Source organism: Pseudomonas azotoformans (assembly GCF_900103345.1).
Classification (GTDB): Bacteria; Pseudomonadota; Gammaproteobacteria; order Pseudomonadales; family Pseudomonadaceae; genus Aquipseudomonas; species Aquipseudomonas azotoformans.
The window spans coordinates 1,855,181-1,872,971 of sequence record NZ_LT629702.1; the positions used below are offsets into that span (position 1 = coordinate 1,855,181).

Annotated in this window: 17 protein-coding genes; 3 read left to right on the plus strand and 14 right to left on the minus strand. The window is 59.9% G+C overall.

Annotated elements, in window-relative coordinates; genetic code table 11:
* Position 1: 1 nt before the first annotated feature.
* The 13 genes from icmH to tssA are packed head-to-tail and all read right to left on the minus strand — an operon-like array spanning position 2 to position 14,780.
* Complete coding sequence (gene icmH, locus BLR69_RS07790; RefSeq protein WP_071493113.1) at positions 2-865, minus strand: type IVB secretion system protein IcmH/DotU; 864 nt, start codon at positions 863-865, stop codon at positions 2-4.
* A gap of 4 nt (positions 866-869) precedes the next feature.
* Positions 870-2,198 (minus strand): type VI secretion system baseplate subunit TssK, encoded by a 1,329-nt coding sequence (gene tssK, locus BLR69_RS07795; RefSeq protein ID WP_071493112.1) that lies wholly within the window; start codon positions 2,196-2,198, stop codon positions 870-872.
* A gap of 1 nt (position 2,199) precedes the next feature.
* Positions 2,200-2,694, minus strand: a complete 495-nt coding sequence (gene tssJ / locus BLR69_RS07800) for a type VI secretion system lipoprotein TssJ (RefSeq protein ID WP_134434902.1) — start codon at positions 2,692-2,694, stop codon at positions 2,200-2,202.
* Complete coding sequence (tagH, locus tag BLR69_RS07805; RefSeq protein ID WP_071493110.1) at positions 2,691-3,863, minus strand: type VI secretion system-associated FHA domain protein TagH; 1,173 nt, start codon at positions 3,861-3,863, stop codon at positions 2,691-2,693. Before tagH ends, tssJ begins: the two co-directional genes overlap by 4 nt.
* 14 nt (positions 3,864-3,877) lie before the next feature.
* Positions 3,878-4,009 carry a type VI secretion protein gene (locus BLR69_RS07810; protein WP_076955244.1) on the minus strand — a complete coding sequence of 44 codons (132 nt, stop codon included), beginning with the start codon at positions 4,007-4,009 and terminating at the stop codon, positions 3,878-3,880.
* A gap of 42 nt (positions 4,010-4,051) precedes the next feature.
* Entirely contained in the window at positions 4,052-5,587 is a 1,536-nt protein-coding gene (locus BLR69_RS07815) for a sigma-54 interaction domain-containing protein (protein WP_071493109.1), read from the minus strand.
* Complete coding sequence (locus BLR69_RS07820) at positions 5,584-8,016, minus strand: AAA family ATPase (RefSeq protein ID WP_071493160.1); 2,433 nt, start codon at positions 8,014-8,016, stop codon at positions 5,584-5,586. The genes BLR69_RS07815 and BLR69_RS07820 overlap by 4 nt, the downstream gene beginning before the upstream one ends.
* A gap of 12 nt (positions 8,017-8,028) precedes the next feature.
* Complete coding sequence (gene tssG / locus BLR69_RS07825; protein ID WP_071493108.1) at positions 8,029-9,036, minus strand: type VI secretion system baseplate subunit TssG; 1,008 nt, start codon at positions 9,034-9,036, stop codon at positions 8,029-8,031.
* Positions 9,000-10,787, minus strand: a complete 1,788-nt coding sequence (tssF, locus tag BLR69_RS07830) for a type VI secretion system baseplate subunit TssF (RefSeq protein ID WP_071493107.1) — start codon at positions 10,785-10,787, stop codon at positions 9,000-9,002. Before tssF ends, tssG begins: the two co-directional genes overlap by 37 nt.
* On the minus strand, positions 10,777-11,196 hold the full coding sequence (gene tssE, locus BLR69_RS07835; RefSeq protein WP_071493106.1) for a type VI secretion system baseplate subunit TssE: 420 nt from the start codon (positions 11,194-11,196) through the stop codon (positions 10,777-10,779). The genes tssF and tssE overlap by 11 nt, the downstream gene beginning before the upstream one ends.
* On the minus strand, positions 11,193-12,668 hold the full coding sequence (gene tssC, locus BLR69_RS07840) for a type VI secretion system contractile sheath large subunit (protein ID WP_071493105.1): 1,476 nt from the start codon (positions 12,666-12,668) through the stop codon (positions 11,193-11,195). Before tssC ends, tssE begins: the two co-directional genes overlap by 4 nt.
* Before the next feature lie 28 nt (positions 12,669-12,696).
* Positions 12,697-13,194, minus strand: coding sequence for a type VI secretion system contractile sheath small subunit (gene tssB / locus BLR69_RS07845; RefSeq protein WP_071493104.1), 498 nt, complete (start codon positions 13,192-13,194; stop codon positions 12,697-12,699).
* A gap of 32 nt (positions 13,195-13,226) precedes the next feature.
* Positions 13,227-14,780 (minus strand): type VI secretion system protein TssA, encoded by a 1,554-nt coding sequence (tssA, locus tag BLR69_RS07850; protein ID WP_071493103.1) that lies wholly within the window; start codon positions 14,778-14,780, stop codon positions 13,227-13,229.
* Positions 14,781-15,256: 476 nt separating this feature from the next.
* On the opposite strand from tssA, the gene BLR69_RS07855 reads away from it, so the two are divergent.
* Complete coding sequence (locus tag BLR69_RS07855; protein ID WP_071493102.1) at positions 15,257-15,772, plus strand: Hcp family type VI secretion system effector; 516 nt, start codon at positions 15,257-15,259, stop codon at positions 15,770-15,772.
* Between the two features lie 52 nt (positions 15,773-15,824).
* On the opposite strand, the gene BLR69_RS07860 is transcribed toward BLR69_RS07855, so the two are convergent.
* A complete protein-coding gene (locus BLR69_RS07860) occupies positions 15,825-16,646 on the minus strand; it encodes an aldo/keto reductase (protein WP_071493101.1) in 822 nt (273 codons plus the stop codon).
* A gap of 106 nt (positions 16,647-16,752) precedes the next feature.
* Between BLR69_RS07860 and BLR69_RS07865 the strand changes: the two genes are divergently transcribed.
* Together BLR69_RS07865 and BLR69_RS07870 are read left to right on the plus strand one after the other, a co-directional pair.
* The gene (locus tag BLR69_RS07865) at positions 16,753-17,247 is read left to right on the plus strand and encodes a DUF1543 domain-containing protein (protein WP_071493100.1); all 495 of its coding nucleotides are present in this window, start codon (positions 16,753-16,755) and stop codon (positions 17,245-17,247) included.
* 158 nt (positions 17,248-17,405) lie between these two features.
* The gene (locus BLR69_RS07870; RefSeq protein ID WP_058424161.1) at positions 17,406-17,687 is read left to right on the plus strand and encodes a peptidylprolyl isomerase; all 282 of its coding nucleotides are present in this window, start codon (positions 17,406-17,408) and stop codon (positions 17,685-17,687) included.
* Positions 17,688-17,791: the final 104 nt, after the last annotated feature.

Below are 17,791 nucleotides of genomic sequence, written 5' to 3' on the forward strand. Positions count from 1 at the left end.
GTTACAAGGGCGACCGAGACGGCTCTGCCAGCGAAGATTGGAAAGCGTGCAACGTCGCCCTGCGCTCCTGGCCCAGCATCCAGGCGCAACCTGAATACATCACCAGCAAACACGCCAGCACACAGACCGCGGCCCAGGTGGCAGGGACAATGCGTATCCGCGCCTGAGAGGCCCCACTGGCGCCTGACGCCGGGATTACCGGAGACCGATCACCGCGCACATGCCTGATCTGTCGATACACGGCGTCGTGTACGGTTTCAAGCTGCGCCCTTCCCCGCTCCATGACGCGGTATTGGCCTTCGAACCCCAACGACAGGCACAGGTACATCAACTCCAGCAAGGCCACATGCTTGACGGGGTCACGGGACAAACGCTCAAGCAACCGGAAAAACTTTTCACCGCCAAAGGTTTCGTTGTGGAAACGACTCAACAGGCTGGTCTTCGACCAATCGCTATGGCCTCCCCACGGCGTGGTGACCACGGCTTCGTCAATGACACTGCACAGCACGTAGCGCGCCGACATCACCTGACTGTTCTCTGCCCCCAGATACAAGGCACACGCCTCAAACGCGTTGATACCCGAGGAAAACTGATCATTGAGCGCCGCCAGGCTTTCCCGACCGGGGCCGGCCTTGAGCTGGGCCACTTGCAGCAAGAGATCCGAGGCCGCGGTCAACAGCACGTTAGGGCCACTCTTGAAGGTCCGCGCGCCTTGCAGCTGGGCGGAATAGATCATTCGGTCTTCCAGTTGCTCGAAGCGTGGGGGCGACGGAAAGTCCGTAACGGCTCCGTGCGCCGGGCCGAGGCCTTCACGGTCAAGCAACACGGTTTTTTCGTCTTGCGGGTATTCACTGTCCATAGTCATGACGTCAGTTCCTGATAGCCCAGAAGTTGAGTTCCAGCTCGGCGAATTCGCCGCTGGCGTGGAAGGCGAAACCACCCGATTGCTCCAGCTGCGCGATGTCACGGTGGCTGAGCTCAAGCATGAAATAGGTCTTGCCGGCGTGAAACGGGATCTGCCGCGGCGCTACCGGCAACGGTTTGACCTTGATCCCGGCCAGGTGCAGGTTGACCAGTTCACGGATGCGCTCCACCGGTCCGATCTTGAGATGGGCCGGCAGTCGATGACGAAGCTCCTCCGTATCGCACTGGGCAGTGGCCGCCAGGATAAACGTGGCCGTACCGAGTAACTTGAGATCGCTCACCGGGCACACCAGCACCCCGTACTGGCGTGGCTGCAGCGTCAACTGCATCGCCTGCTGTTCCAACACCAGCGACAGCACCGCACGCAGGCCTTCCATCAACCCACGAAAGCTCGCGCCCTGATCGCCATGTCGGTATTGCAGCGGAAATTGCGCACGTTTGCTGTCGTTGGAAAACGTGCACAGCTCACCAAAAATCGACAGCAACTCCCGATATACCACCTCCGGGCGCACCTGGGCCTGGCTCAGGTAATGACGCAATCTCAACTCCGCACGATTGATCAACTGCAGCATCAGAAAGTCGCCGACCTGGGCGCTGGCAGAGGTGCCGCTTCCCTGGATGCGGGCTGCGATCGCGTCGCCACGGGTTGCCAGCAGGCTGGCAACTTCGTTGATACAAGACGACACATACCCCGAGCCCTGGAGGTAGATGAACGTCGGTACAAAATCCGCATCCAGCCTCACGCCGCCGTCCTGGGTCGAGTCAACCACCCGGGCAACCTGGAGTTTCACGTAGCACACGTCACCGGGCGACTCGCCCAGCATCAAGCGCAAGTCCGGGCGCGCGCACTTGATCTGGCAACGGGAGTCGACGCCGGCATTGGAGTCACCGATCTCCGTATCACAGGCGACATAGCGTGCCAGGACATCGCCTTGTTCCTTCGTACGCACCTCAACCTGATTATCGGTTGCCAGCGGCAGCGCCAGGTAAACAGCCTGCCGGCCCACATTGGCAGGCACCTGCAACACCAACGGCTCCATGGTCCCGCTCAGCTCGAACAGGCTGCCGTCCGGTAACACCCCGCTGGCCTGGTTGACCACAACCTTGCCCAGGTTCAGGTACTGCACATCGACTTCAAGGTTCAGGAAGCCCCAGGCATCACTGCTCAGCAGGCGGGTACGGTTGAGTTGCCGATGGTAGTAGCGGTCGCTGTGCTGCAAGTGCTGGGGTCTCAGCAGCATGCCCTCTTGCCAGATAACGTTATGGGTCTGCATCTCAGTCCTCCGTCCTGTCGGGTTGAGGTACCGCCATCCGGATACCCGTCTGGTCCAGCACAATGTCGGCACGGGTAAGTTGCCCTGGGGTCACCGGCAGCACCCATCGCCATTGCACATGGGGCAAATCACGATAGGCCGCCAGCACGCCGACATAGCGACTGCGCGGTTCGACGCTGAGCTTGAGCGCCAGCCGTTCACCGGGGCGCAGTTCCAGTTCCTCGCCGCTGATCCAATCCTTGGGCAATGCCTGCTCGGCCCGGCCATAGAGGCTGAAGAAATCGGCGTTTTCAAATGCCACCGGATGCCGCAGCGCCAGCAGTTGCACCACCACGGGCGAGGGGCGACCGTGAAGGTCGGGGTTGACCTCGTCGCTGGCTGTCATCGTCAGGTCCAGTTTGGTCCGAGTGGAAAAAAGTGAAAGGGTGCTGCATCCCGCCAGCAGCCCCAGCAGTAGCAGCATTGATGAAACAGCGACCCGAGACCGGCCAATCATCCTGCGCACCCCGCGTGAAGGGTGGAGACCAGGCGTACCTGCTCCTCGTAGGCTTTGCAAAAATCATGACGCAGCACCTGCTCATCCATGGAGGCCTCGTCAGTCAGTTGCCGATAATGGCGTTGGTATGCCCGCCAATGGGCGCCATCGCCGAAGAACCTGGGTGACTTGCCGTCACGTTCGAAGCGCAGCAGCAGGTGCGCAGGCGCAAAGTTTGCTAGTACACCGCGTACGGCAGCCCGACAGGCCACGACCAGAGCCAGTTGATGAACCTGCAGGTCTCGGTAAGCCTGGTCCACCACTTGCTCGGCAGAACGTTGACCAGATTCTCCGACACCCAATAGAAAAGCCAAGGCAGCGTGGCTGTCGGCACAGTCTTTCAACGGATTGCGGGTATTGAGCAGCGGAACGGTCAATGTGCCGTGAACCTCACTGTTGAGTTCGTCACGGGTTCGCAGGCTTTGTTGCAACCCTTCGAGGGCTTGCCTGAACAGGCCCGCCACCTTGATCGCCAGGGCTTCACGCCCCGGCGTATCGAGCGTGTCCACCTGGATGCCCAATGTGTCGGCGAACTGCGACCAAAATGTTTCCGAGGTCGCAGGTGGAGGTGTTACGGGGTCAGGTGAGATAACATCCCTGGCCGGCTCAGCCCACTGCGGTACGACCAGATGATCGTGCTCCGAACTACCCTGGCGTAACACGTCGAGCGGTGCCGGCGGCGTTGCGTCCAAGGCGTCCAGCTCAGCCGAAGAACTCCCGCGCAATGCCGCGCGATCCAATGTGTCGACAGGATCCAGCCCCAGGAACGCATCGTCTGGAATGGTGTTTTCCCGGGCAAGTACCGGCCGTGCCGGCTCCACCAGACGGGCATGGATATCGAGCAACCCCAGTTGGTACACATCGCCGTCACTGATCAGGCGTGTCTGCCCTTTGCACAAACGCTCCATGCTGCCTGACACACCGATGCCGTTGCTGCTGATATCCGTCAGGAAATAGCGGCCCTCTCTAAAACTGACCAAGGCGTGATGACTGGAAATCAGGCGGTTGGCATCCGCGAGCACCCAGTCACAACCCGACCCACGCCCGATCACGCCACCGACACCGTCAAACGTCTTGCGCTCAAGCGGCTCCCCGCTCGCGGTGCTACCGCGTTCAAACATCAACTGCATGACAGCCTCCCTGCTCACTGCCCACGACGAGTCGCCTGGGGATCACCCAACGGACGGTAGTCGGCATCATCAAAGACATAATTGGCGTTACAGCCACTCAACAAACACAACGCAAGCACCAGGGCTTGCCACGGATGAAAAGACATCAGGTATCTCCCATGAAAATAAGCTGCCCGCACATTCCCCGCTCAACACTCCTCGCGGGCATCCCCCACGGGGATTTTCAAGCGCGCCAGACGGTAGAGCAGCGTGCGCCGCGCAACGCCTAACTCGCGCGCGGTACGGGTGCGATTGCCACGGTTCTTGTGCAGGCAATCGATCAGGAACACCCGCTCTACCCGCTCCAGGCGTTGGCGCAATGTCGCATCGACTGCCCCTGTGGCAGCCGGCACCGGCAAGGACAGGTGTGCCGGCAGGATCACACCGTCGTCACAGAGCAGCACCGCACGTTCCACCAGGCATTTGAGTTCGCGGACATTGCCTGGGAAGGCGTGACCCGAAAGTTGATCAAGGGCTGCGCTGGACCATCCCACCGGTACACGCCCCAGGGCGGCGGCGGCTTGTCGTGCAAACTCCCGCGCCAACAGCAGCACATCGCCGTCGCGCTCACGCAGGGGGGGCAGTTCGATGGGAAACTGCGCGAGCCTGTAGTAAAGGTCCTCGCGAAAACTGCCTTGGGCGACCATTGCGCCGAGGTCACGGTGGGTTGCAGCGATGATGCGCACATCCACCTTGTGAGCCGCACTGGCACCCAATGGGCGCACTTCGCCCTCCTGCAAGACGCGGAGCAATTTGGCTTGCAGCGACAGCGGCATATCACCGATTTCGTCGAGGAGCAGCGTGCCGCCGTCAGCGCTGTCAAACAGCCCGGTATGGTTACGCTCAGCCCCTGTGAAAGCACCTTTGCGATAACCGAACAGCTCACTTTCCAGCAGTCCTTCGGGAAACGCCGCACAGTTCTGCACCACAAATGCTTTGCTCCTGCGTGGCCCCGCAGTATGAATCGCACGCGCCACTACCTCCTTGCCCGTACCGGTCTCGCCGCGCAGCAACACGGTGTAGGGCGTATCCATGACCTTGCCGATCAAACGATACGTCTCGTCCATCGCCGTACTGCTGCCGATCAAGCCGTAGGCCGAACGCGGGGCCGTTATGCAAGCAGTGGGTTGGGTGACACGTCCCGTGGCACACTGACATCGCAGTAAAGTCCGTTGCATCAAGGCAAAGCTACCCAGCTCACTCAAGGCGGCGGTGTAGCCCTGCAGGTTTTTCCGATGCTGACTGGCACACAGCAACACACCCTTGATGCCCCTGCCTCGGTCAAACAAAGGCACGCATGACAACGCTTTCCAGGGCGTCGCCATTGCCGGCAGGAACCCGCACTCGTACACGCTGCCTTTGTGTTCTTCCAGGCTAAGGGCGGTTTGTTGGTTCAGCACATACTGAAGCACCTGCTCATGCTGGAAATCCTTGGTACAGGACGGATCAACAGGGCAAGGCATGCCGTGCAAATGCTGGGCGACCAGCTCAAGCCGGCCAGTGCACTCGTTGCGCCAGTACCATTGGCTGAGGTCACACTGGCTCAGTTGCGCCGCCGCGGCGACACACAGTCCGGGTAGAGTCGCTTCGTCGTCAGCGCTGCCCAGGCGGATGAACCCGTCAAGCAGCGTATGGGTACAAGCCGCCGAAAGGGGCAGCAGGGCGAGCAGCCGATCCTCCCTCATTGGCTGAACTCACAGGTTGGAACGCCGTTAGCCTCCAGCCGGGCATGGACCTGTGACACAGGCTCACCTCGGGCCATGGCCTGCAACAGCCGATCGACCACCTGCGGCAATAAATGCAGCTCGATCCATTGGTCGATATAACGCGCGCCACTGTCATCGTGGGCGCACCGCTCGGCCATGTGCTCAACCAGCTCCGGCGTATAGCTGAATGCCAGGCTGCGCAGACCCAAGCGTTGCCCCAGGCGTTCGAGCTTGAGTCTTGCCAAGTCATGCAGCACGTCACCCGTGACCGGGTAATACGGCACGACACGCATCCGGGCCAATAACGCGGCTTTGAAGTGATCGCGCAGCTGCGGCAGGATTGCCTCATGCAGCGTTTGCACGTCAGGTCGCCGGCCGCCTGCGCACAATTTCCCGATACGCTCACTGCCAAGGTTGGACGTCATCAGGATCAGCGTGTTGCGAAAGTCGATTTCCCGGCCTTCTCCATCATTGGCCAGGCCCTTGTCGAAAATCTGATAGAACAGGTTCAACACTTCCGGGTCGGCTTTCTCGACTTCATCGAGCAGCACCACTGAATACGGGCGTTGGCGCACAGCCTCCGTCAACACGCCACCCTCGCCAAAACCAACATAACCGGGCGGTGCGCCAATCAAACGAGACAGCGAGTGTTTTTCCTGGAACTCCGACATGTTGAGGGTGGTGACAAAACGCTCACCGCCATACAGCAGGTCGCCAAGGGCCAGCGCCGTCTCCGTCTTGCCCACGCCACTGGGGCCGACCAGCAGAAAGACGCCGACGGGCGCGTCAGCCTTGTTGAGCCCGGCAGAAACCGCACGCAGATTGCGGTCCAGGGCCTGCACCGCCTGCTCCTGGCCGAGAATGCGCAGGCGCAACGCATCGGCAAAACCCAAGACCTGTTCACTGTGTTCACGTGCCAGTTGTTCAACCGGGATCCCCGTCCAGGCACTGATGACTTGCGCCACCAGGCGGGGGCACACCTGCTGCGTGGTTTTCTGCTGTTCAAGCCAGCGTTGCTCAAGGTCCAGGCGCTCGCTGTCCAGCGCCTCCATACGCAGGTTCAACGCGAGCAGGGTTTGTTCCTCCACGGGAAAGCCTTTGTCCCGGTCTCGATTCAATGCCTGAAGCTGCCGCGCCCCTTGCGCCTGTTCTGCATAAAGGTGCTGCAACGCCCCAGGCGCTGTCTCCCGGCTAGTGCGCAAGCGGGCGCAGGCGGTATCCAGCAAATCCACCGCCTTGTCGGGCAACTGACGCCCGGCCAGGTAACGGGCGCTCATCTGCGCCGCCGCAACCACCGCATCGTCCCGCACATAAACACCATGGCTGCGCTCATACACCGGGACTAGTCCGCGCAGGATCGAGATCGCTTCTTCGACACTGGGCTCACTGACCCGCACAGGTTGGAAACGCCGCGCCAATGCCGAGTCTTTTTCGAAGTACTTCTTGTATTCCGTCCAGGTTGTCGCAGCGATGGTGCGCAACTCACCCCGGGCCAGCGCCGGCTTGAGCAGATTGGCGGCATCGGACGCGCCCGCCTGCCCTCCCGCCCCCACCAGCGTGTGCGCTTCATCGATAAACAGGATCACCGGCTTCACCGACGTATTGACCCCGTCGATCACACCCTTGAGGCGTCGTTCGAACTCGCCCTTGATACTGGCACCGGCCTGGAGCAGGCCCATGTCCAAGGTCAGCACCCGGACCTCTTTGAGAGGCTCGGGCACCTGTGCAGTGGCCACACGTAGCGCGAGGCCTTCGACAACGGCTGTCTTGCCCACCCCGGCTTCGCCGACCAGGATCGGGTTGTTCTTGCGCCGACGCATGAGTATGTCGATCAACTGGCTGATCTCCGCGTCGCGACACAACACCGGGTCAATACGCCCTTCTAGGGCCTGGCGTGTCAGGTCGTGGGTGAAGCGCTCCAGTAATGATTCGCCCTGTGGCGCAGGGTCTGTACGAGGCACCTGACTCAACACGAATTCACGCACACGCTGTGCATCCAACCGGCTCAGAAAAACCTGATAGGCGCTGCCCGCGTGTTGCAGCGGGTGACACAAAAGCGCCAGCAACAGAGCGCCGTGATCCACTTCAATTCGGCGCAGCTCCAGATGAGCAACCATCGAAGCCTGTTGCAGCCATTGCACCAGTGCCAGGGCAAACACCGGATTGCGTGACGCACTCGCCTCCCCCTTGGGTTGCAGCGTGGCTTGCAGCTCTGCAACTTCAATACCGGCATCGTTCAGCGCCCGCACCAGCAGGCCATCATGATGTTCCAGCAGGGTCAGCAGCAGGTCTTCCACCAGCACTTCCCTGCCGCCGCGCGTGACACAGCGCTGGGCGGAGTGCTCCAGGTCTCTGCGGGTCTGGTTGGTCAATGCCTGGATAAGTTGTTGCAGGTCCATATTCATCATCATGATTCATCCCTAATAAGCGTTGCCTGGCACAATGACCACACCGTCGGCACACTCATGCGCCAGCCAACTGGTCCAGCCGAGCCGGCAGACGTTGTGTTCGCCGATGTGCAACGGCCTGATTTCGTCCTTGTCCATGACAAGGCGCAGGTCATAATCCATGGGGTCCCGCACCGTCAGACGCACCAACGAACACAACAGTGGGTAGTCCGTGCCAGTCGGCAAAAAACCATGGAACGGGTGCCAGCCCAACCCCTGCAGATGCACCCTGAACTTGCCGTTGCGATCGGCCACCTGGCTCCCCAGCACCTGGTCATGACCAAGCGCGCTGTTCGCTGCACCGAGCCGATTTCGTTGTGATTCGGCGATGACAACGCTGCGCAGGACCCATTGCTCGACAATCACGCGACAGTGCTTGAAGTAATAGCGCAGCAGCGTCTCGATCAAGGCTGCCGAATGCGCCCGCAGGCCAAGCAACCCCAGATAGGGCAACAGTCGCTTGCCGTTCAATTGCGTGACGCTGCGAACCTGGCGCCCCCTCAACCCGATCAACGCAAACATCTGCTCGGAGAAGGCATCACTGGCACCTGCCTTGAAGCATGCCCGGTAGCGATACTTGCGCCAGATCGGCAGCATCAGCCGTTGCAGACGGTGATGGAACACGTCGAGGAAGTCCCGGGTTGCATTGCCGCCCGATTCATCGGCGCACGCCTGCTCGCCGTAAAACGCCGGCAATGGCGAGCCCGCGCCACACAGGCCCAGCACGTTAAGGCGTAAACGCGCACGCAACTGACCGCGCTCGACAAAAAACGCTACCCGGTCGATATCGTCTCCGGGAAACCCCAGGCTCGGGTTGGCCTGGAATTCCAACAAGTCGTACAGCGTGTCGTCATCCAGCAACGGATGGGCATCGCGCAGACGCTGGATGACCCGCAGGACCGCCTGAAACAGCGAGTACTCGCGGATAACCCGGGTCAGTTGTGTCAAAGCAGGGGCTGCTGGCCCATCCGTGGTGGCCATAGGTACACGTCTCCTTGTGTGCTGATGACTCTTAGTTCGTGGAAAGCGTTGAGGCTCGCGTACAGCGCGAAGAACTCGTTGAGCACCGATGCGAACACAAACACTTCGCCCTCCCCCAGGAAGCCCTGGGGATCTATGGTCAGGTCGATACGTAACCCGCGAATCGGCAAGCCGTGGTGCAATTGGTCGACCGCTGCGTGGCTGACGGAGCGCATCGCACCTAATCGTCGCTCGCTGACCTTCTGCGCCTGGCGATCGTGATAGCGCGGCAAGTCGTAGGTTTCGAGGATCACCTTCAAGGCACGGATGTCGGTCAGTGACTGGTAGTTGAGCGACATATTGCTGATAAGCCGCCAGAGAAAGTCCCGGTCCAGAGGCGGAGAATAACTGGCCGTCGGCGCACAGATATTCCGAAACGACAGCCCTTGTGGCGTCTGTTCGCAAGGCTGGTTGATGTCGCCGACCTGCAATCGTCGAGGCAGGTCGTGATTGGTGCACGTCAGCTCGATCGACAGTGTTTGCTGATCCAACGCCAGACCGCTATCCAACCCGAGCCAGGTATCGAGCCCGGTATGCTGTGCCGACAGCCGCTGGCGGATGCTGTAACTTGCCGGCCCCTGGGAACACTCGGTGTCCCCCTCATGTTCGAAGGACTCAAAAGGCACGTAGGCCTGATATCCCAGCCCTCCCGGGTGCCAACCCGTGACGTTGTCCACAGAAAAAACACTGGCGCTCCCGCGTGAGTACTCACCTGGAATCAGCAGGTATTCGTCCTGCTTTCCGTCCAGGCGAATGGGTACCGCGTCATGCTTGAACAGGTTGACGATGGGTGTGCAGTACAGCTTCACGTTATCCAGGGTGGGCAGCCTGGATTCACGCCATGGTTTGCCGAAGCGCAAGCGCAACACCACGCCACGCACCTGCTTGAGCAGTTCGCCGGGTAACCCGCGCAGTACCCCCAACCCTCCCACATCGACAAACAGATACTTGTCGGGGAAGGCAAAGTACTCCTGCAGATGGCGATACCCGCCAAAGGTATTCGGCGGATACGGAATCAACGCCTGCTCCTCGTCGAACCCTACCGGCTGGACCTGATCGGCACCCAACAGCAGTGATATCGCCTGCCCATCGCCCCCACTGACCGGCAAGCCATCGTGACCGAAAGGCAGCAACTCGATACCGTCCAGATGACGCAAAAGGCTCAGGTACAACGCCTGGCTGATATAGCGATCCCCCGCCAGATGCAGGCGTAGCTGATCGAAGTTCCACTCACTGAAGTTGCCTTCTGCGCTCATCTCCAGACGCAGGCTCAAGCGCCCCTGTTCGGCCTGGGTGTTGTAGTCCAGCGCGCTCAGCTGCAGTGGCAAAACCTGAGTGGTGTAACAGGTACGAAAGCGGCATCGCTCGTCATTGACTGCAGCACTTTCGATCGGTGTGTCACGCGCGACCCACACACCCGGGCCTGAGTGTTTCAGCGGATCAAACTGCAGGATGCTGAACGCGGGCATCGGGCGCATGTAGTTGGGCCAGAGCAACTGCATCAGCGAATGCGTCAGCTCTGGAAGCTCGTCATCCAGTTTCTGGCGCAAGCGGCCGGTGAGAAACGCAAAGCCTTCCAGCAACCGCTCGACATCCGGGTCCTGACCGGCCTCCGCAAGAAAGGGAGCAAGCGCCGGATTGCGCTCGGAGAAGCGTCGCCCGAGTTGTCGTAGCGCACTGAGTTCGCTTTGGTAGTAACGGTTAAAGGACATCAGGGATGACCTCTACCCGGCCGGAGTCAGAGAGCCGCGCAGTAAACACCACCGGTTGAGCGCCCCCCTTGACCACAAGGGTGGCTTCGATAGCGAATGCAAGTGCCAACGGGTCATGGTCCCGTGGCAGCGTCATCACTCTTACCTGCTTCAAGCGCGGCTCGTAGGCTCGGATAAATCGCTCGATCAACAGACGCGACTGACTCAATGATTCATGCAGGCTCTGATTCATATCATTGAGGTCAGGCATACCGTAGTCCGGCAGTGTCTGAACGCTACCAGCACGGATGCTGAGCATCTTTCCCAAGTGGCGCGCGACGGATGTCACGCCACAGGCGGGGGTAGCCGCCGGATGCTCGAGGCGCTCGAACAGGCTTCGATAACCATGCACTTCCTGGTCCTTGCTCATTCTTTGTCGAGCTTGCCAACGAGGGACAGCGTGAAATCTGCCCCCATGTATTTGAAATGCGGTCGCACACTCAGGTTCACGCGATACCAGCCGGGCTCACCCTCGACATCACTGACGACGATGCGTGCCGCCCGCAAGGGACGTCGCCCACGGACTTCAGCACTGGGGTTTTCCTGGTCGGCGACGTACTGGCGAATCCACTTATTGAGTTCCAGCTCCAGGTCAGTGCGCTCCTTCCATGAGCCCAATTGCTCACGCTGAAGGACCTTGAGGTAATGGGCCAGGCGATTGACCACCATCATGTATGGCAACTGGGTGCCCAGCCGGTAATTCAACTCGGCCTCCTTGCCCTCGGGACTGAGCCCGAAGTGTTTCGGCTTTTGCACGGAGCTGGCGGAAAAAAACGCAGCATTGTCACTGCCCTTGCGCATCGTCAGGGCGATGAAACCTTCTTGCGCCAGCTCGTATTCACGACGGTCGGACACCAACACTTCGGTGGGGATCTTGGTTTCTATTTCCCCCATGCTCTGGAAGTGATGCAGCGGCAAGTCTTCCACCGCACCACCGCTTTGCGGGCCGATGATGTTCGGGCACCAGCGAAACCGCGCGAAACTGTCGGTCAGACGCGTGGCGAAGGCGTAGGCCGTGTTGCCCCACAGGTAGTGCTCGTGGCTGTTGACCACATTTTCCTGGTAGGCGAAGGTCTTGACCGGACACTCAAGGGGGTCATAGGGCGTACGCAGCAGAAATCGCGGCACGGTCAAACCGATGTAGCGCGCATCTTCGCTTTGGCGAAAGCTTTGCCATTTGGCAAATTGCGGGCCTTCGAAGTGATCCTTCAGGTCCTTGAGGTCGGGTAAACCGGTGAAACTCTCCAACCCGAAGAATGCCGGCCCGGCGGCGGCGATAAAAGGTGCATGGGCCATGCACGCCACACTGGAGGCGTACTGCATCAGCTTTACATCTGGGGCGCTGGGGGACAGGAAGTAATTGGCGATAATCGCGCCCACCGGCTGGCCCCCAAACTGCCCGTATTCCGCACTGTAGATGTGCTTGTACAACCCGGACTGGGTCACTTCCGGCGAATCTTCGAAATCTTCCAGCAGGTCTTGCCGGGAGACGTTCAGCAGTTCGATCTTGATGTTTTCGCGAAAGTTGGTGCGATCGACCAGCAGTTGCAACCCCTTCCAGGAAGCTTCCAGCGCCTGGAAGTCGGGATGGTGCAGTATCTCGTCCATCTGCAGGCTGAGCTTGGTGTCGATCTCGGCGATCATCCGGTCGACGAGGCGTTTCTTGACAGGCTCGCCACGGTTCTGTGGCTTGATCAACTCTTCGATGAATGCCGAGACACCGCGTTTGGCAATGTCATAGGCGTCGTCGTCGGCGCTCAGTAATGTCTGTGCAACGATGTTATCGAGGATGCTGTACTGATCAGCAGGTTGTGCCGGCAGCGAATGCTGTTGTGTCGTCATGGAGTCAGTGTCCTTTTACTGAAAAATGTCAGGCGTCGGAGCTGTCCAGCCCAAGTTCCGCCAATACCCGGGCGCGGGACTCGTCGTCGGCCAGGGCCTGTTCGATAGCCTTTCGAAAGCTTGGGGTGTTGCCCAATGGGCCCTTCAGCGCCATAAGTGCCTCACGTAACGCCATCAGCTTGTGCAACTCGGGCACCTGTTCCACCAGATTCGCCGGGTTGAAATCCTTCATGGCATTGATGCGTACCTGAATGACCAACTCGTCAACGCCGGCGTCCTCCTGGAGACGGTTGGGCACGCTCAGCGTCAAGCTCAATGCCTGCTTGGCCAACACGTCATCCAGGGTGTTCTTGTCGATTGCGACGGGCTTGCGATCTTCGAGCTTGCGCACATCCTCACGCTGGGTGAAATCGCCCAATACCAACAGCTTCAATGGCAGTTCGACTTCCTCCTGCGCCCCGCCAATGGCAGGTTTGAAGGTGATGTTGATACGTTCCTTGGGGGCTACCGAACCTTCTTTGGCCATGGTGTCTCTCCTTTTTCAAGTGGCTCGAAAGCCTATTCAAGTACCGCTTCCAGATCGAAGAGGCACAGCCTGCGGTGGGTGTCTTCCTTGCGTTCGCGCACGGCTTGGTTTTGTGGCAGCACGTCGCAACAGCGGTGCAGAAGCTGCGCCACTTCGAGGGCCAACTCCGGCTCCCAGCGTTCCAGGCCCGTGCGTTGCAGTTCATGGTCAAGCTGTTCGAGCTGGATCTTAGCCAACTCATGCTTCCCCGCCTGTACGCACAGACGCGCTTGGGCGAGCCGCCAATGAAAGCGTGCGCGATCGCTGCGCGCGGCCTGCATGCCTTGCTTGAGCTCTCGGACGGCAGACTTGAGCCCGTCCTGGCGCAGCCGCTGTGTGACCGCCTGCAAGGTGATCACCCAGGGCTCCGCTTTGATACCAACCACTGCAGCCGGTGATTCGGGCCTGTGCAGGTGACAGACAACCTCCTGGGAGATCCAGTCGCGAGTGGCGGCATCGGCAAAGGGGGTGCCGTCGTGAAAGCGAAACGCTGGCAGGTCCGGCAAGCGTTGCAGCAACAGCGCGAAGGTCACTTCCAGCTCGGTCATGGCCAGGTCGGCCTGCAGCACCTCCAGGCACTCCCAGAGCATGCGCAGACCATCGAACCAGAACATTGCCCCGGCGAGGCTGACCTCAAGTTCAAGCACGAGGTCTGCGTGATGGCCTTGTGCAAAACGCTCCTGATAACGCTTGAGTTTTTCAGGGGCGGGCCCGCGCAACGCGGTGACCTGCTCGGTATCGGCATTCGGGTAGCTGGCAAGTGCCAGCCATGTCAGCGTGCGACTCAAGCGCAACGCACGCAGGTCCGTGGCGTTCTGGCGCAGCCACCAGGCACAGAGTGGACGAGCCTGCTCCTGCAAGGTACGGAGCACCTTGTGGGCGTCCTTTTCACTCTCCACCACTGCTTCGGGCTTCAATAATTGGCTGGTGGCCTGCCTGACTTGCGCAATGACACCGCTCAAACCCGTCGCCGGGGTATCGTCCTGCGCCGCCCGCTCCAATCGCTGCGCCAACTGCCTGCGAACCGGCAACAGCAACGGCGCGTCATCCCCGAGGTGCTCGGCCCAAAGCCCATCCAGACGCACCAGGTGCTCTAGCAAGGCGCGGAACAAAGGCTGCTGGTCTTGGAGCGCCAGGCCCTGCGTGAACAGCGGCTCAAGGCGCAATACCAGCCATCCGAATGCGGCACCGCGGGTACGCGGTTTTTCCGGGTAGAGCACCGACCACTGATGCTCACAGAGGTAGCGCAACACCCCGAGCCCCGCCAGCAGCCCCGAGTAGGATTCACGCTGGTGCAACGCCCAGGTCAACCACACCGCCACTCGCAGATCCTTGGACTGATGGCGTAGCAGGCTCTCGCTGGTTTCCAGGACCTTGTGCCAGTCGGGCTGGCTGCCGACATGAATCGATTGTGCCTTGGCCAATTCGGACTCCAGCACTTCATATTCACTCGAAAAGCGCATATCGCTGCCGGCAAAACTTGTTTGCATACAGGGTGTTCGCGCAAGTTCGAGGTAATAATCATACCGAGCATCCGAATAAACCATTTGCCACCACGCACAACCAATAAATAAAACAAACCAACTAGCCACACAATTACTGCATAACAGCTAGCCATCTTGAGTTCGCAAACGCCCTGCGAAGCCATCGAACCTTAGTCATGACCAAAACATTCAGCAAGTGCCGGAATTACACTTAGTCCTTTTCCTACAAACCCAGTAAAAACAAGGGGTGCGCAATGCTTTGCGCACTCAAGCACATATAAACACTCGACCACCCCGCCAACTTAATCACTTATAGACCTTCTCTGGGCGAGCAACTAAATGCGCACCTGTGCGCAATAAATCACACAAAATCAAAACCCACAGCGCCTTATCAAAACCCACACTCGAACCAATACAACAGCATCACCCCGATTTCATTGACGCAGGCACTTTCCGGCACGATTTTTGTTATAGGCATTTGACCAGCCGAAAAACTTTCCGGCTGGAACTACCTCATCAATCAGACAAGGAACCCCGTCATGCCAACACCCGCGTATCTCTCTATTACCGGTGTAAAACAAGGTTTGATCACGGCAGGCACGTATACCCAGGACTCGGTAGGTAACATTTACCAGGAAGGCCATGAGGACCAGATTCTGGTCCAGGCGTTTTCTCATCAGGTGATCATTCCCCGCGACCCACAGTCGGGCCAGCCAACCGGCCAGCGGGTGCATAAACCCCTGATGATCAGCAAAGTGTTCGATAAGTCCTCGCCCCTGCTGTTCAGCGCATTGACCAGCGGCGAAGAGGTCAAGTGCCGGCTGGAATGGCTGCGCACTTCGTCGGCCGGCACGCAGGAGCATTACTTCACCATCGAACTGGAGGGGGCGACCATCGTGGATATCCAGTCACGCATGCCCAACTGCCAGGACCCCGACAACGCCCATTTCACTCACCTGGAAGATGTGTACTTCACCTATCGCAAGATTGTGTGGACTCACGAAGTGTCCGGTACTTCCGGGTCGGATGACTGGCGCAGCCCGGTTGCGGGTTAAACCGGCTTGACGCGGGCGCGGCGCCAAGGAAGGCGCCGTTTCCGTACGGCAACTACACCATCGCCAAAGGATGCTTGCGTTTTGGCGCGCCAAATACCCGATCGATCGCGTCCAGGTCGTGCTCATCCAACACCAGCTTGGCTGCTGCTGCGTTGAGTCGCACGTGCTCGGGCGTAACGGCCTTGGGGATGGCGATCACACCGTCCTGGCGCAACACCCAGGCCAGGGAGACCTGGGCGGGTGTGACCTCGTGACGGCGGGCGATCTGCTTGAGGGTGGGGCTGGACAGCAGTTCGCCGCCCTGGGCGATCGGGCAGTACGCCATCAAGGGCAAGTGGTGCTGTTGCCACCAGGGCAGCAGGTCAAATTCGATGCCGCGGTCTTCGATGTTGTACAGCACCTGGTTGGTGGCGCAGGCCGGGGAGGCAAGCTCCTGCAGGTCGGCCACGTCAAAATTGGAAACACCCCAACGTCCGATCTTGCCCGCTTCGCGCAGGCGTTCGAAGGCTTCAACCGTTTCTTCCAGCGGGTACTGGCCGCGCCAATGCAGCAGATAAAGATCAATGTAGTCGGTGCCCAGGCGCTGGAGGCTGGCCTCACAGGCACGGGGCACGCCCTTGTGGCTGGCATTGTGCGGGTAGACCTTGCTCACCAGGAACACCTGGTCGCGGCGGCCACGAATGGCCTCGCCGACCACCGTCTCAGCGCCGCCCTCCCCGTACATTTCGGCGGTATCGATGAGAGTCATGCCCTCGTCGATACCCAGTTGCAACGCCGCGACTTCCGCGCGGTGCTGGTCGGGTTTTTCGCCCATGCGCCAGGTGCCCTGGCCGATGACAGGGACGGGAACACCCGCCAGATCAATGGTACGCATGACAACCTCCTGATGAGTTCGCGGATCAACAGTGTGGCATTGGCCGGACAAAAGGGTTCAATCGAAGTATGGTTAGCCTCTGCCAAATCGCCAGGAAGTCTCTGCAATGCTGTTTGTCGTCATGCTCGGGGGTAAGCACCCACGGGCGAAAATCGAAGTGCACGATGTGCTGTTTGCAGTGGCGGACACGCTGGAAGCAGCCTACCCGCAACTGCGCGCCGACTGGTTTGGCAGCCCCAAGGGCGTGCATATCGACTCGTGGATGGCGGTGGATGGCGTCGACGGCTGGAAGGTCGAACTCAGCCCCCTGGCACCTGCCGCCGGCGCACATCACCTGTACTTCATCAACCTGGGCGGTTATGAGGCCAACAGCTTTGGCGAGGCCCACCACTACCTCCTGGTGGCCGCCCGCAATAAGCAGGAGGCCACGAACAAGGGCAAACAACAAATGCTACGTCACTGGTCCCAGGCCCATACCGATGGAGTACTGGACATCGACGACTGCCTGCCCATCGACCTGGTGGACGGTCGCTATATCCACCTGGTGCAAGGCCCGCATCGGCCGATCATCCAGCAGAACGACTACATCGTCTTGGCCTGAAACCTACCCCACAGTGCATGCGCAGCTCATCGAATGGCTCACCCATAGCGGCGCCATGGCCCGCGCCTGAGCCACTCGGGCAATCCGGCGGAACTTTGCCGGGAAATAACCGCCTGAATCCGGTAGGCTCACCTTTTTTATTCAAGGAGTTACTTCCCATGGCCAAAGCCACCGCCCGTCACATCCTCGTTTCCACTGAAGACAAGTGCAACGAACTCAAGGCCCAAATCGAAGGCGGCGCTGATTTCGCAGAAGTTGCCAAAGCCAACTCCAGCTGCCCATCCAGCCGCAGCGGCGGCGACCTGGGTTCGTTCGGTCCAGGCCAGATGGTCAAGGAATTCGACACCGTCGTATTCAGCGCCCCGGTCAACACCGTGCAAGGCCCGGTAAAAACCCAGTTCGGCTACCACCTGCTCGAAGTCACCAGCCGCCAGGACTGATCCTGCCTGTGCTGATGCAATAAACAACGGCCCGCCTTTTGGTGGGCCGTTGTGCATGTGATGACTGGCGACGCTGATGCCGTTAGCGTACAAATCCCTTTTCT

Bases quoted from the DNA above. Each gene is read 5' to 3' on its own strand.
- icmH (WP_071493113.1), bottom strand. From the start codon at position 865: ATGACTATGGACAGTGAATACCCGCAAGACGAAAAAACCGTGTTGCTT.
- tssK (WP_071493112.1), bottom strand. From the start codon at position 2,198: ATGCAGACCCATAACGTTATCTGGCAAGAGGGCATGCTGCTGAGACCC.
- tssJ (WP_134434902.1), bottom strand. From the start codon at position 2,694: ATGATTGGCCGGTCTCGGGTCGCTGTTTCATCAATGCTGCTACTGCTG.
- tagH (WP_071493110.1), bottom strand. From the start codon at position 3,863: ATGCAGTTGATGTTTGAACGCGGTAGCACCGCGAGCGGGGAGCCGCTT.
- BLR69_RS07810 (WP_076955244.1), bottom strand. From the start codon at position 4,009: ATGTCTTTTCATCCGTGGCAAGCCCTGGTGCTTGCGTTGTGTTTGTTG.
- BLR69_RS07815 (WP_071493109.1), bottom strand. From the start codon at position 5,587: ATGAGGGAGGATCGGCTGCTCGCCCTGCTGCCCCTTTCGGCGGCTTGT.
- BLR69_RS07820 (WP_071493160.1), bottom strand. From the start codon at position 8,016: ATGATGAATATGGACCTGCAACAACTTATCCAGGCATTGACCAACCAG.
- tssG (WP_071493108.1), bottom strand. From the start codon at position 9,036: ATGGCCACCACGGATGGGCCAGCAGCCCCTGCTTTGACACAACTGACC.
- tssF (WP_071493107.1), bottom strand. From the start codon at position 10,787: ATGTCCTTTAACCGTTACTACCAAAGCGAACTCAGTGCGCTACGACAA.
- tssE (WP_071493106.1), bottom strand. From the start codon at position 11,196: ATGAGCAAGGACCAGGAAGTGCATGGTTATCGAAGCCTGTTCGAGCGC.
- tssC (WP_071493105.1), bottom strand. From the start codon at position 12,668: ATGACGACACAACAGCATTCGCTGCCGGCACAACCTGCTGATCAGTAC.
- tssB (WP_071493104.1), bottom strand. From the start codon at position 13,194: ATGGCCAAAGAAGGTTCGGTAGCCCCCAAGGAACGTATCAACATCACC.
- tssA (WP_071493103.1), bottom strand. From the start codon at position 14,780: ATGGTTTATTCGGATGCTCGGTATGATTATTACCTCGAACTTGCGCGA.
- BLR69_RS07855 (WP_071493102.1), top strand. From the start codon at position 15,257: ATGCCAACACCCGCGTATCTCTCTATTACCGGTGTAAAACAAGGTTTG.
- BLR69_RS07860 (WP_071493101.1), bottom strand. From the start codon at position 16,646: ATGCGTACCATTGATCTGGCGGGTGTTCCCGTCCCTGTCATCGGCCAG.
- BLR69_RS07865 (WP_071493100.1), top strand. From the start codon at position 16,753: ATGCTGTTTGTCGTCATGCTCGGGGGTAAGCACCCACGGGCGAAAATC.
- BLR69_RS07870 (WP_058424161.1), top strand. From the start codon at position 17,406: ATGGCCAAAGCCACCGCCCGTCACATCCTCGTTTCCACTGAAGACAAG.